Genomic DNA, 14,399 nt, shown 5'->3' with positions numbered 1-14,399 from the left:
TTTGAAGGCAAGCAATCTGCTGTCTTATCCTATAATGCCCTAAACTTTCCTAATATAAGGGCGACTGATGGAGATTATGTTTTAATCACCACCAATCCTTTCTTCTATCTGACTTGGTTAATCTTTTTCTTAACCATAATCCTAGTACTTCTATTACCTATCCTCAACCATGAAACCATAGGTTTATCAAAGCTTACTATGCTTCTCCTAGTTTTCCTGATCCACCTTTTTACTCCCACTTATCGCTTTCAAAAAATAAAGCCTGAAGCTAATCTAGCATAAGATTTTCTTGTCTATACTTAAAAGCCTCTGATCAATACTTATCAGAGGCTTTTATGATGTTTATAAAAAAAGATTAAGGAAAAATACCTTCCTTAATCTTTTACAACATTTTTCTTTTATGAATTTAGATAGCTTTAGCATCTTTTCCAAGTGCACGTTGAATAGCTTTCACAATTTCTACAAGCACTACCATTAAAAGACTTCCAATCACAACTACCAACCATTGTGTCCCACTTAAATGTGCCACATGGAAGAATTGGTTAAAGCCTGGTACCACTACTGTTACCATTAGCATAACAAAGGCTAGAGGTATTGAGTAGTTGAAGAGTTTGTTCTTAAACAAACCAACCTTACCAATTGATTGGTAAACAGATTTAACATTGTAGGCATGTACCAATTGAATCAAACCTAAAGTAACATAGGCCATTGTTAAGGCATCAGCATGAATTTCTTTGTAAGTAGAATGTTCTGGGAACATTAGGGCAAAACCATAAACACCTAAAACTAAGAGGGTCTGGAAGGCACCTTGATAGAAAATAGCTTCTTTAACACCACCGTCAAAGAAATTTGACTTGCGACCACGAGGCTTATGTAACATAGCACCAGGTTCAGCAGGTTCAACACCAAGTGCAATAGCTGGTAGGGTATCTGTAACCAGATTAATCCACAACAAATGGACAGGTTGTAAGACGTCCCAACCAAAGAGAGTGGCTAAGAAGATAGTAAGTACCTCAGCCATATTGGCAGAAAGGAGATATTGAATGGTTTTTTGAATATTTGAAAAGACTTTACGGCCTTCTTCAACAGCTACAATAATCGTTGCAAAGTTATCATCAGCAAGAACCATATCAGAAGCTCCTTTAGAAACTTCAGTTCCTGTAATTCCCATACCAATACCGATATCAGCTGTTTTTAGAGATGGGGCATCGTTGACACCGTCTCCAGTCATAGCAACCACTTTTCCTTCATTTTGCCATGCTTTAACGATACGAACCTTATGTTCTGGCGATACACGTGCATAAACTGAATATTGAGTGAAGACTTTTTGGAATTCCTCATCAGATAATTCATTAAGTTCAGCACCTGTAAATACATGATCTAAACCATCATCTTCAATGATACCAAGACGCTTAGCAATGGCTTCTGCTGTGTCTTGATGGTCACCAGTAATCATGATAGGACGAATACCAGCTTCTTTAGCCACCTTGACAGCCTGAGCAGCTTCTGGACGTTCTGGGTCAATCATACCTACTAAACCAGCAAAAACTAAGTCTGCTTCAACGATTTCACTTTTTAATTCAGGCAGATTATCTACTGTTTTGTAAGCCATCATTAGGACACGTAGTGCTTGCTTAGCAAGGCTCTTATTGGTATCCAAAATAGTTTGTTTATCAGCATCAGTAATTGGACGAATTTGTCCATTCTCTTCAATACGTGTCACACGTTTTAAGAGTTGATCTGGTGCCCCTTTAACTGCAACAAAATGGCTACCATCAGCTTGTTGATGAATGGTTGACATCAATTTACGGACAGAATCAAATGGTAACTCTGCTACCCGTGGTTCAGACGTCATTACCTGACGGACATCAAAGCTATGATCTAAACCATATTGAACAAGAGCTGTTTCTGTAGGATCCCCAATCAATTTGCCACTTTGATCAATCTTAGTGTCATTGGCAAAGTTCATTACACGAAGTGCTTGATTTGAAGCATCAAGTGCTTCACCTGCTGATTGAAGTTGACCATTTGTATAAAGTTTTTCAACAGTCATTTGGTTCATGGTCAAAGTACCAGTTTTGTCTGATGCAATGATTTCAGTTGAACCGAGGGTTTCCACTGCTGGTAACTTACGAATGATGGCATTACGCTTAGCAAGTACCTGTGTTCCTAAGGAAAGGACAACGGTAACAATAGCTGGTAAACCTTCTGGGATAGCAGCTACAGCAAGCGCAACAGAAGTCATAAGCCCTTCAAGTGGTGCTTGACCTCTTAAAAAGACACCAACAAGTAATGTTACTACAGCAATTGCTAAAATAAGATATGTAAGAATTTTTGAAAGATGATCTAGGTTTTGCTTCAATGGTGTATCAGTTTCATCAGCATTGGCAAGCATTCCGGCGATATGACCAACCTCGGTATACATTCCTGTGTTTGTAACAACACCCAAACCTCGACCATAGGTAACATTTGAATTTTGATAGCCCATATTAAGGCGATCACCAATACCAGCATCAGCTTCAACTGGGACTGTCAAGTCTTTCTCAACTGGGACAGATTCCCCAGTTAGGGCTGCCTCTTCAATTTTTAAAGAATTTGCTTCTAATAGCCTTAAGTCTGCTGGAACTACATCCCCTGCTTCTAAGAGAACAATATCTCCTGGGACCAATTCTTTAGAATCAATTTCAATCACATGACCATCTCGGCGAATCCGAGCCCTAGGACTAGACATTGATTTTAAAGCATCAATAGCTGCTTCTGCTTGACCTTCTTGATAAACACCAAAGGCTGCATTTAAAACAACCACAGCTAAAATAATAATGGCATCTGTCATTCCTTCCATACCTTCAGTAATAACTGAAAGCATAGCTGCCACAATCAAAATGATAATCATCAAGTCCTTAAACTGATCAAGGAATTTCATGAAAAAGCTACGTTTTTCACCTTCATCTAATTCATTGCGGCCATACTCATTAAGACGATTGTCAGCTTCAGCCTTTGATAAGCCTTCTTTGCTTGATTGCAACGCCTCAAGTACTGCTTCTTCTGATTGCGTATAGTACGCCATCTGTTTTTGTTCTTTCGACAATTTAGTCCCCCCTGTGGCCTCTTTATATAAAAAGACCTGTTTATTTAGTAAACAAGTCTCGCTGTTTCAGATTGTACCGGAAATGAAAATTCCGTATTGACGATACAATCACGGTAAAACCGTCTGCTACTCCCTTGATATATTATTAATTATAATGGAAATTCCACTTAAAAACAAGCAAAAATCCTCAAAAAAGATAAAATCATCAGATGACTTTATCTTTCAAGTTATTTATATAAGCCTTACTACCTTGTTTAGATAAGTTTATAATTATAATCTACTTTAATTTATAATTTTATATGACGATTTTAAAAACATCACTCTCTAGTTAAAAGTATTAATTAAAACAGAAAATGATATGACTTCTTTCTAAGACCACTTAATTTCTAAATGGTAGGTGGCAAACAACTTATCCGTGTCTGCCTGTAGCAATTTATATTTAAGTTCCAAAAGATTCTGCTTGTCATCTAAGCGATAAAAAACAGTATCTGTGACAAACACTTGGGGTCCTAAAGGAGTTGCTATACTGATTCTTTTTGGTCCCTTTTTAGAAAATGTCATAACAGTCTGAGGCTTGGAGAATCGTGTCATGGTTAAGTCAGTCAGATTGTATTTAATAACAACCCTCTCAGCTTCTTCATTTTGATAGATAAGATAGAGATAGTCTCCTTTTTCAATTAATTGACCATCATACGTTTCTGTAATAATCTCTACTTCCTTATCCATGGTGATAATGTTTTTTATTTCAATTTTCATAGTTAGCTTTCTTTTTATCCTAAAAATCTAAGTCTATCTATTCTACCAATTTATATGTTTTTTATCAATTTTTGTTATAATAAGCTTATGAATGAAAAAGTTTTTCGTGACCCTGTTCACAACTATATCCATATTAACCATCAAATCATCTATGATTTAATCAATGCAAAGGAATTTCAACGTCTAAGACGCGTAAAGCAAGTCGCAACCACTTCATTTACCTTTCACGGAGCAGAACATAGCCGTTTTTCACACTGCCTTGGGGTTTACGAAATTGCCAGACGGGTAACTGAAATCTTTGAACAAAACTATGCTGACTCTTGGGATAAAAATGAATCCTTAGTAACCATGGTGGCAGCGCTTCTCCATGATATTGGCCATGGTGCTTACTCCCATACCTTTGAAAAGCTCTTTGATACAGATCATGAAGCTGTTACTCAAGAAATCATTACCAATCCAGAAACGCAAATCAATCATATCTTATCTTGCTATGCGCCTGATTTTCCTGATAAAGTGGCCAGTGTCATTAACCATACCTACCCTAATAAACAAGTAGTAGCACTCATTTCTAGTCAAATTGACTGTGACCGTATGGATTACTTGCTGCGCGATTCCTATTTCACTGCTGCAAACTATGGACAGTTTGATTTAATGCGCATTTTACGTGTTATTAGACCTGTCGAAGATGGAATTGCCTTTGAAAAAAATGGCATGCATGCTGTTGAAGATTACATTGTCAGCCGCTTTCAGATGTATATGCAGGTTTATTTCCACCCGGCTAGTCGAGCCGTCGAATTAATCTTACAGAATCTCTTAAAAAGAGCTAATAAACTTTATAAGGACAAGGACCAAAAAGACTATTTTAAAACCACAAGTCCTGGACTTATCCCATTCTTTGAAAAAAATTATAACTTACAGGATTATCTGCGCTTAGATGACGGCGTCTTAAATACCTATTTTCAAGTCTGGATGATCAGTCAAGATGACATTTTAGCCGATTTAGCTACTCGCTTTATCAATCGGATTGTTTTAAAATCCGTCACTTTTGACCAAGATTCTCTTAAACATTTAGATAAACTTCGTCACTTGGTTGAGGCAGTTGGTTTTGATCCTGATTATTACACTGGAATCCATGTTAATTTTGACCTTCCTTATGACATCTACCGACCAGAACTTGAAAACCCACGAACACAAATTGAAATGGTTCATAAAGATGGCAGTCGATCAGAATTATCCCACTTGTCACCCATTGTTAAGACCTTAACAGGTACAACCTATGGTGATAGACGCTTTTATTTCCCAAAAGAAATGCTTGAATTAGATGACTTATTTGCTAGTTCCAAGGAAGAATTTATCTCCTACATTTCAAATGAACACTTCCACTTTCCTAACTAATAGAGCTAAAATGAGAGGGATAGACTCCTTTTCATTTTTAGCTAGCCATAACTAAAACGTTTTCTAGTCACATGAAGCTACCAAAGCTTTGCAAACCATGACAAATAGTGAGATTTTTAGTAAGATAGGAATGAGATATTTTTACATAATTTACACGTTACAATAAGGAGTACATATGTCTATCAAACTTGTTGCCGTCGATATTGATGGTACACTTATAACAGATGATCGAAAAATTACCTCTCAGGTATTTGAAGCTATTCAGGATGCCAAAAAAGAAGACGTCAAAATCGTTATTGCTACTGGCCGTCCTATTGTCGGAGTTACTCCTTTATTAGAAGAATTACAGCTTAACCAACCTGGTGACTATGTGATCACCTTTAATGGGGGACTGGTCCAAGACGCAGCCAGTGGAGAAGAAGTCGTTAAAGAAATCATGTCCTATGAAGACTATTTAGACATTGAATATTTAAGCCGTCAATTAGACCTCCACATGCACGCTATCACCAAAGAAGGTATCTATACAGCTAATAGAAACATTGGCAAATATACTGTACACGAAGCAACCCTAGTTAACATGCCAATTTTTTATAGAACCCCTGAAGAAATGAAACATAAAGAAATTGTCAAAATGATGATGATTGATGAACCTGGACGCCTAGAAGAAGCCATCAAGAAGATTCCTCCTATCTTTTATGAAAAGTATAACATTGTCAAATCAACCCCCTTCTACCTTGAATTTATGCTAAAAAGCGTCAGCAAGGGGAACGCTATCATCCATCTAGCCCAAAAACTTGGTCTAGACATGTCACAGACAATGGCAATTGGCGATGCTGAAAATGATCGTGCCATGCTGGAAGTCGTCGCTAATCCAGTTGTCATGGAAAATGGGGTTGCTGAACTAAAAGAAATAGCTAAATACATAACTAAATCAAACAATGAAAGCGGTGTTGCACATGCAATTCGCCAATGGGTATTAAACTAATGTATTCATATAAATCTGGAATTTCTGCAGAAGAACATGATACTTTCCTTCTCAAACACCAACAATGTAACTTACTCCAAAGCTCAAAATGGGCAAGTATTAAACAGAATTGGGATAAGGATATTATCGGCTTTTATGAGGATGGTCGCTTAGTAGCCTCTGCTTCTATTTTAATAAAAAAACTTCCTCTAAAAATGACTATGATTTATATTCCTCGTGGTCCCATTATGGATTATTCGGATTACAACTTAGTGGATTATATTATCCATAGCCTAAAAAAATACGGCCGTCAAAAAAATGCCATCTTTATTAAATGCGACCCCCTTCTACCCGTAAAACACTATCAAGCTGGAGCAGTCCAAGAAGACATTTCAGAAGATAATATAACACCTTCTGCAATCCAATTTTTACGCAAAAGAGGACTGGTCTGGTCCGGACTCACTACAAAACTTGATCAAACCATCCAGCCTCGTCTACAGGCCAATATCTATGCTGATAAATTTGACTATCAAAGCCTTTCTAAAAAAACAAAACAAGCTATTAGAACTGCTCAAAACAAGGGTATTGATATTGTGATTGGTTCCGAAGACCTATTAGAGGACTTTGCTAGTTTAATGAAAAAGACTGAAGACCGTAAACACATTAATCTACGAGGAATTGACTACTACCGTAAGCTTTTGCAAACCTACAAAGATAATTCTTATATTACAATGGCTATCCTAGATTTACCAAAACGAAAACAGGCTCTAAAAGAACAATTGCTAAAAGAAGAAAGCATTAAAGCTAAATTCACCTCAGATAGTCGTGAATCAAAAATAAAAGCAAATCAGGAAGCTATTATGAGAATTCAAGAAGAATTAAACTTCATTGAAGAAGAAATGACTTCTGGCAAAGAAATTCTTCCTTTAGCTGCTACTTTGAGCCTAATTTTTGGTAATACTTCAGAAAACCTTTATGCTGGAATGGACGACACCTATAGACATTATCAGGCAGCTTTAGTAACCTGGTATGAAACTGCTAATGAAGCCTTCAAAAGAGGATGTCGTTGGCAAAATATGGGTGGGATTGAAAATCAGCTTGACGGTGGGCTTTATTACTTTAAATCTCGCCTCAACCCTACAATCGAAGAATTTGCTGGTGAATTCAATATCCCAGTTAATCCCCTCTACAAGCCTGCTATGTTAGCCTATAATTTACGTAAAAAATTAAGGAGCAAATAAAATGCCTTTTGTCACAATAAGCAAAGATCGTTTTGAAGAACATGCCAAGAGCCTTGATCATCGTTTTTTCGAGCAATCTACCAGTATGCAAGAATTATTAGAAAAGCGTGGCTACAAAACAGAATTAGTAGGATTTGAAGACGACAAAAAAGAGCTTCAGGTCTCTGCCCTTCTTTATAGTGCTCCTGTTTTTGGAGGATTGAAAATGGAGATACATTATGGTCCTCTCTATAATAATGACACCTTTTTAAAAGCCTTTTTGCTTGCTGTTCGAGATTACGCTTTTAGCCAGAAGGTATTTGAATTAACCATTAAACCTTACACTTATTTCCAAAAATATAATGATCACGGCCAGCCAATAGGAGAAGAAAATCAGGCCATTCTCACGCTTTTTACAGAAGCAGGCTATCACTATAATGGTTTATCCATGGGATTTCAGGAAAATGATTGGCATTATATCAAAGACCTAAGTGGTTTAAGTGAAAAAAACCTCCTCAAATCCTTTAGTAAAAAAGGTAAGGCCCTTGTTAAGAAGGCCAAAACTTTTGGCATTAGCATTAAAGAGTTACAAAGACGAGACCTATACCTTTTTAAAGAAATTACCTCATCTACTTCTGATCGCAGAGAATATGATGATAAGTCATTAGAATACTATCAATATTTATATGATGCCTTTAAAGATCAGGCCAAGTTTTTAGTAGCCAGCTTAAATTTTAAAGACTACTATAACCATTTAGAAAAAGATCAAGCCAAACTCAAATTAAAACTTAAACAGTTAGAGAAGGATTTAGAAAATAATCCAAATTCTGAAAAGAAAAAAAATCAGCATAAGGAATTCTCAAGTCAGTATCACACATTTGAGGTCCGTAAAGAAGAAGCCAAGGAATTTATTGCTAAGTATGACAATCAAGAAGTCATCCTAGCTGGCTCTCTCTTCATTTTCACCAAGCAAGAGGTAGTTTACTTATTCAGTGGCTCCTATACAGAATTTAATAAATTCTATGCCCCAGCAGTCTTACAAGAACATATTATGTTAGAGGCTATTCAGGCTGGTATTAGGAGATATAATTTACTAGGTGTTAAGGGTGTCTTTGATGGTTCAGATGGCGTACTTGGCTTTAAACAAAATTTTAATGGCCATATTGAACGCATCTGTGGTTCCTTCTCTTACTACCCCAACCCCTTAAAATATAAACTCATTATGGGACTGAAAAAAATTCTAAAACGCTATTAAAAAGCTCATAGCTCTCTAAAGACCTGACTAATAAAACAGGTCTTTTTACTATTTTTTAAGAAAGAAAAAAAGATTGAAGAAAGGTCCAAGTTGGACCATTCTTCAATCTAAGGGTGGCATTGTTTTACATTGCTACTTTTTATTTTTTAAAAGTACCTTTTTTTATTTAACAAAGTCAAGTAAGGCTAGGAAGCTTTCTGCTTCTAATGAAGCTCCACCTACTAAGGCACCATCAACATCTGGGCAAGCCATATATGAAGCAACATTTTCAGGTTTAACTGAACCACCGTATTGAACACGCACTTTGTCTGCTATAGCTTGACCAAAGTCAGCAGCTACAACATCACGAACTGCTTTACACATTTTTTGAGCGTCATCTTGAGTAGCAGATTTACCAGTACCGATTGCCCAGATCGGCTCATAAGCAATGACAAGTGATCCTACTTGCTCTTCACTCAAACCAGCAAGTGCTGCCGAAACTTGTGCTCCAACAAAGTCAACTGCTTTACCAGCTTCATAAGTTTCAAGAGATTCACCACAACAGATAATCGGAGTTAAACCATTAGCAAAAATAGCTTTTGCTTTTTTATTAATATCTTCATCTGTTTCATGGAAATAGTCACGGCGTTCTGAGTGACCAATAACAACATAGTCTGTACCCATTTCAGCCAATACTTTAGGACTGTTCTCACCAGTAAAGGCACCTGAATTTTCAAAGTAAGCGTTTTGAGCTGCAATCTTAAGATCTGAACCTTTAGCTGCTTCAAGAGCTGTTGCTAAGGTAAGAGCAGGTGCTGCAATTCCTGCCTCGACAAGATCTGATGAAGGTAATTTAGAAGCTACTGCTTGGATAAATGCTTTTGCTTCCTCAGGATTTTTATTCATTTTCCAGTTACCGGCAATAAATGGTTTACGTGACATTATAGATACCTCTTTTTTATTTTTTTACTCTTTTATTATAGCATTTTTTGAGATAAAATGCACAAGTCCACAAGGCCTTTTCTGAAAATCCTTAGGAATTTCTTATCCTTATTTTTCACTAACTTTCTTTTTTAAGAAACCAAAACTTGCAACCATAACAAATAAACCAATAGCTGCTTGCCAGACTGATCCTTTTTCACCAGTTGAAGGAAGTTGTGAAGTCTCGTTCTTGTCTTCTGAAAGAAAATTTGCTGCTTTAAGAGCTGAAGTTTCCTTATAAGCAAGTCCTTCTACATTTTTACCTAATCCTTGACTAGCATTACTTAAGCCATCTGCTTGCTCATCTGTTTTTCCTTTTTCTACAGAATCTCTATTATCAGTAGGGTTAAGAGGAGTATGGGCTTCTTCTTTATCAATAAACGACTGAATCCAATTATAGTATTGAGTCATCATTCTAACACCCAAGGTACCAATCTCATTGTGATCAGGTCTTGGTTTATGAGCAAGTACACCTACTAATTCATTTGTCTCTTTCAGGATGACTGGACTTCCTGATTGGCCACTATAAGCATAGGCTGAAAATTCCAGCAAGGGACCTTCTACTCATGACATGATTTTACCTTCACTACGCCACTGCGTTTTTACAATTGGATACCAAACATTTTCCTCTTCTTCTGGATACTTATCATCTGGATAACCAAAGGTTACAACATCTTTTCCAATCAGATCATCTGAGAATTCTCTTAGTTTTAGAGGGGCAACTAAATCACCAATGGATTGACCTTTTTCATTAGGTTCAATTTCCAAAATAGCTAAATCAAAAGCTAAATTGTAGGGCCCATTTACATATTCCTCAGGAATATGCATGGCCTTAATTTTAAAGCGTCCGAAAGGTTCCTTATCATCATCACGACCTGGAATGACATAACCCATTGTTGCTGGATTATCATCTTGTTGAACACAGTGAGCACAAGTCAAAACTAAATTTTTTCCAATAACTGAACCTGAACTATTAACTCCAGTACTAATCCGACCATCTTTTCCTGAATAATTTTCATCTTTAACATAGACAGTCACAGCAGAAGGAAAGGCAGGACTCTCACGTCTTCGTTGATCCTTCATAACCAAGTCTCCATCTTCATTCTTCATGAGGTTTGGATCATTTTCTTTATTATAGAGGCTTAAATTATCTTCACTACCAGGCCGCCAAGTTCCTTTGAGTATTCCTTTCCTGGTATGCAAAGGAATATCTTCATATAGCCTTTTTGGCTCTTCTTCCTCTTCAACCGAAATAGTTTCATTAAATAAGGCATCATACAGATAACTGTCTTTTGTAGTCGCTTGAAGGTTAACATCTTCATCTAGTGATTCAACCTTATAATTATTGTCTTTTATTTCTGGTTGAATATTTTTACCAACCTCTTCACTTATAGTTTCTAATTTTTCATTAGTAGACTCTAAGCCTTCAATATCTTCAAGTATAGGAGCCTTCCATTCTGAATCAATTTGGCCTTCTTCACCTTCTTTCATTGTTATACTTCTTTTTGATCTATTTGCAATTAGACTCTTTTCTGTAGTTACTGCTATCTCATTTGCTTGAACAAGATGTCCAGAATATAGATAGAGCATACTTGCTAGTACTACAGGTGCTGTTAAATAATAATTTCTACTTCTTTTTGCTTTCATTTTCTTCCTTTCATTATATAGCTAATAGACATAGTGAATAATAGTTGAAGTTTTACTCCTTTCCTATTTTACTACTATTAGTATATAATTAATTAAGTAAACCTAATTAACAAAAAAGAACTCTTTAACCTTATGACCTTAGCTTATTAAGGATATTCAGCACATAAAAAAGAGCCCCTAAGGACTCTTTAAACTCAAGTTGTCTGACTTAAATTATTATTCTGGGAACTTAATTAAAATTAAGCTTCGATTTCTGAAACAATACCTGAACCAACAGTACGTCCACCTTCACGAATTGAGAAAGTAGTACCTTGTTCTACGGCGATTGGGTGAATCAACTCAACGCTGATTGTTACGTTATCACCAGGCATAACCATTTCTGTACCTGCTGGAAGTTCAATTGAACCTGTTACGTCAGTAGTACGGAAGTAGAATTGTGGGCGGTAGTTGTTGAAGAATGGAGTATGACGTCCACCTTCTTCTTTAGAAAGGATATATACTTCACCTTTAAATTTAGTGTGTGGGTTGATTGAACCTGGTTTAGCAATAACTTGTCCACGTTCGATTTCGTCACGTTGAACACCACGTAGAAGGATACCTACGTTGTCTCCTGCAAGACCTTCGTCAAGTTGTTTACGGAACATTTCAACACCAGTAACAACTGCTTTTTTAGTTTCTTCTTTGATACCAACGATTTCGATTTCGTCGTTAACACGAACTGTACCACGGTCGATACGTCCTGAAGCAACTGTACCACGTCCAGTGATTGAGAATACATCTTCGACTGGAAGAAGCAATGGTTTGTCAGTATCACGTTCTGGTTCTGGGATATACTCATCAACAGTTTTCATCAATTCCATGATGATATCTTCATGAGCTGTATCACCTTCAAGAGCTTTAAGAGCTGAACCTTGGATAACTGGAAGGTCATCACCTGGGAAGTCGTATTCTGAAAGAAGATCACGAATTTCCATTTCAACTAATTCAAGCAATTCTTCATCATCAACAAGGTCAACTTTGTTCATGAAGACGATAAGGTGTTTAACACCAACTTGGCGTGAAAGAAGGATGTGCTCACGAGTTTGTGGCATTGGTCCATCAGTAGATGCAACAACAAGGATAGCTCCGTCCATTTGAGCGGCACCAGTGATCATATTTTTAACGTAGTCCGCGTGTCCTGGGGCATCGATGTGGGCATAGTGACGAGTTTCAGTTTCGTACTCAACGTGTGCTGTGTTGATTGTGATTCCGCGTTCGCGCTCTTCTGGAGCAGCATCGATAGAAGCATAATCTTTAGGTTGGTTTACTGAACTTGGTAAGCGACGTGCAAGAACAGTTGTGATTGCAGCTGTTAATGTAGTTTTACCATGGTCAACGTGTCCAATTGTACCAATGTTAACGTGGGGTTTACTACGATCGTATTTTTCTTTTGCCATTTTAGGAAAAGCCTCCAATAAAATATATTTTATAGATAGACGGTAGGCTATACAGTCTAACTTTACCTTACTATTGTAGCAAATTATAAGGATAATGCAAGTATTTTATGTTTATTCCCTTCTTTATTTTTCTAAGGAATGATAGGGTTGAATTTGAATTGACTATCCTATGTTAGAAGCATAAATCCAACTGACATCTTCTTCATATTCATTAAGCTTGATGGTCATGGCCTCCTTTCTTTACTTCTATAACGAACAATAAAAGCTTTTGATTACAAAAAATCTCCTCGAGGGAGATTTTAATTTACGATAAAGTATTTTTATTAATTATAATGATTGGTTTAGAGCTTACAAGCTCTTTTGGAACCTTTATTTAAATTCATTAATATCAACAATCTTACTATTATCATTTCTTATATCAGTTCTTGCTTTTTTTCGGTAATTTAATTCTACCTCTTTAAGAATGTCTTCTCGTTTTTCATTGGCATCAATATTTAGAACAAAACCTATGGCAACAGATAAAACTAAGAGACTGTTTCCTCCTTGAGATAAGAATGGAAAGGTAACTCCTGTAGAGGGAATCAAACCAGAAATACCACCAATATTGACAAATACCTGCATAAGAATCATCCCACCTACTCCTAGAGCCATCATGGCATTAAAGGGCTTTTTAGCCTTAATGCCAACATTCATGATTCGAAGGATTAAAAAGAAGACCAAGGCTAGAATCAAACCTGCACCAATCAAGCCTAATTCTTCAATAACTATGGAAAAGACAAAGTCAGTCTGTGCTTCAGGTAGATAACCCCTTTTTTCAATAGAGTTCCCCAAACCCATTCCAAACCAACCTCCATTACTCATAGCATAATAAGAATGTGCTAGCTGATGACCAGAGTCAGTAAGATCATGAAAGGGGTTGAAAAAGGCACTAAACCGTTTAGCTACATAGCCAAATAAGGGAACCTTAGCTACCCTATCGACACCAATCAAGGAAATACTTCCTAAAAATAAGGTAGACATCAGGGTAATAAACATTAGAATACCAGAAAACCATCTATAGCCAATACCACTGATAGAAAACATGATAATAGCTGTTAAGACAATGATAGCTGCATTTCCCAAGTCAGGTTGGGCTGCTACAAGCAAGATTAAAACTAAGGAATAGACACGCCAATCCTTTAAATCACTGGTCTGCCTTGGCCACCACCTGCGTTTGGTTAATTCCTGATAATCATATCTAGCAATCCCTTCTTGTTTCTTTGAAAAAGTATGGGCAAGATACCAAACCATAATAATTTTCAAATATTCAGCAGGCTGAAAACTAATAGGTCCTAGAACAATCCAACCATGAGCACCATTAACTTCTTGCGTAAAAAAACGAGCTATTAAAAGTAAAAATACTTCAATTAACATAATGAAGGTCAGTAGTCGTGAATTATTTAAAAAATTTAGCTTTAGTTTATATATAAATAAAATAGCAAGTAGACTTATAGCCCAAAATCCCCCTTGATTTAAGACGGAACGAAAGGGGTTAAGATGATATTGAATTAAACTCGCACTTGTTGTTGAATAAACCATTATTAGCCCTAAAACCGATAATATCAGATAAGGTAAAAGAATAGAATAGTTTAAAAGATGCTTCTTATCAATTTTCATAGTTTCCCCTATATTTCTTGAG

At 36.5% G+C, this 14,399-nt stretch carries 11 protein-coding genes; 4 read left to right on the top strand and 7 right to left on the bottom strand.

Annotation, left to right across the window (positions count from 1 at the left end; all coding sequences use genetic code 11):
* Positions 1–406: 406 nt before the first annotated feature.
* Positions 407–3,088 (bottom strand): cation-translocating P-type ATPase, encoded by a 2,682-nt coding sequence (locus A3GU_RS0101275; protein ID WP_026216405.1) that lies wholly within the window; start codon positions 3,086–3,088, stop codon positions 407–409.
* 369 nt (positions 3,089–3,457) lie between these two features.
* Entirely contained in the window at positions 3,458–3,844 is a 387-nt protein-coding gene (locus tag A3GU_RS0101270; protein ID WP_018365723.1) for a YwiB family protein, read from the bottom strand.
* Between the two features lie 87 nt (positions 3,845–3,931).
* Between A3GU_RS0101270 and A3GU_RS0101265 the strand changes: the two genes are divergently transcribed.
* The 4 genes from A3GU_RS0101265 (at position 3,932) to A3GU_RS0101250 (ending at position 8,678) form a co-directional block, all read left to right on the top strand.
* A complete protein-coding gene (locus tag A3GU_RS0101265) occupies positions 3,932–5,239 on the top strand; it encodes an HD domain-containing protein (RefSeq protein WP_018365722.1) in 1,308 nt (435 codons plus the stop codon).
* A gap of 175 nt (positions 5,240–5,414) precedes the next feature.
* On the top strand, positions 5,415–6,224 hold the full coding sequence (gene yidA / locus A3GU_RS0101260; RefSeq protein ID WP_018365721.1) for a sugar-phosphatase: 810 nt from the start codon (positions 5,415–5,417) through the stop codon (positions 6,222–6,224).
* Entirely contained in the window at positions 6,224–7,444 is a 1,221-nt protein-coding gene (locus A3GU_RS0101255; RefSeq protein WP_018365720.1) for an aminoacyltransferase, read from the top strand. Before yidA ends, A3GU_RS0101255 begins: the two co-directional genes overlap by 1 nt.
* A 1-nt stretch (position 7,445) precedes the next feature.
* On the top strand, positions 7,446–8,678 hold the full coding sequence (locus A3GU_RS0101250) for an aminoacyltransferase (protein WP_018365719.1): 1,233 nt from the start codon (positions 7,446–7,448) through the stop codon (positions 8,676–8,678).
* A 162-nt stretch (positions 8,679–8,840) separates the two neighbouring features.
* Here A3GU_RS0101250 and tpiA read toward each other — a convergent pair whose 3' ends face one another.
* From tpiA to ftsW, 5 genes are all read right to left on the bottom strand, one after another.
* Entirely contained in the window at positions 8,841–9,599 is a 759-nt protein-coding gene (gene tpiA / locus A3GU_RS0101245) for a triose-phosphate isomerase (RefSeq protein ID WP_018365718.1), read from the bottom strand.
* 108 nt (positions 9,600–9,707) lie between these two features.
* Entirely contained in the window at positions 9,708–10,190 is a 483-nt protein-coding gene (locus tag A3GU_RS0101240) for an LPXTG cell wall anchor domain-containing protein (protein ID WP_018365717.1), read from the bottom strand.
* 12 nt (positions 10,191–10,202) lie between these two features.
* A complete protein-coding gene (locus tag A3GU_RS0101235; protein WP_018365716.1) occupies positions 10,203–11,285 on the bottom strand; it encodes a trypsin-like serine peptidase in 1,083 nt (360 codons plus the stop codon).
* A gap of 239 nt (positions 11,286–11,524) precedes the next feature.
* On the bottom strand, positions 11,525–12,721 hold the full coding sequence (gene tuf, locus A3GU_RS0101230; protein ID WP_018365715.1) for an elongation factor Tu: 1,197 nt from the start codon (positions 12,719–12,721) through the stop codon (positions 11,525–11,527).
* A gap of 369 nt (positions 12,722–13,090) precedes the next feature.
* The gene (gene ftsW / locus A3GU_RS0101225; protein WP_018365714.1) at positions 13,091–14,377 is read right to left on the bottom strand and encodes a cell division peptidoglycan polymerase FtsW; all 1,287 of its coding nucleotides are present in this window, start codon (positions 14,375–14,377) and stop codon (positions 13,091–13,093) included.
* Positions 14,378–14,399: the final 22 nt, after the last annotated feature.

This window comes from Streptococcus didelphis DSM 15616 (assembly GCF_000380005.1).
GTDB classification, from domain to species: Bacteria; Bacillota; Bacilli; order Lactobacillales; family Streptococcaceae; genus Streptococcus; species Streptococcus didelphis.
Note: the sequence above shows the minus strand (reverse complement) of the source record. Positions and strands in the feature narration are given on the sequence as shown.

Coding starts and splice junctions, on each gene's coding strand:
- A3GU_RS0101270 (WP_018365723.1), bottom strand. CDS start 3,844: ATGAAAATTGAAATAAAAAACATTATCACCATGGATAAGGAAGTAGAG.
- A3GU_RS0101250 (WP_018365719.1), top strand. CDS start 7,446: ATGCCTTTTGTCACAATAAGCAAAGATCGTTTTGAAGAACATGCCAAG.
- A3GU_RS0101255 (WP_018365720.1), top strand. CDS start 6,224: ATGTATTCATATAAATCTGGAATTTCTGCAGAAGAACATGATACTTTC.
- yidA (WP_018365721.1), top strand. CDS start 5,415: ATGTCTATCAAACTTGTTGCCGTCGATATTGATGGTACACTTATAACA.
- ftsW (WP_018365714.1), bottom strand. CDS start 14,377: ATGAAAATTGATAAGAAGCATCTTTTAAACTATTCTATTCTTTTACCT.
- A3GU_RS0101265 (WP_018365722.1), top strand. CDS start 3,932: ATGAATGAAAAAGTTTTTCGTGACCCTGTTCACAACTATATCCATATT.
- tuf (WP_018365715.1), bottom strand. CDS start 12,721: ATGGCAAAAGAAAAATACGATCGTAGTAAACCCCACGTTAACATTGGT.
- A3GU_RS0101235 (WP_018365716.1), bottom strand. CDS start 11,285: ATGAAAGCAAAAAGAAGTAGAAATTATTATTTAACAGCACCTGTAGTA.
- tpiA (WP_018365718.1), bottom strand. CDS start 9,599: ATGTCACGTAAACCATTTATTGCCGGTAACTGGAAAATGAATAAAAAT.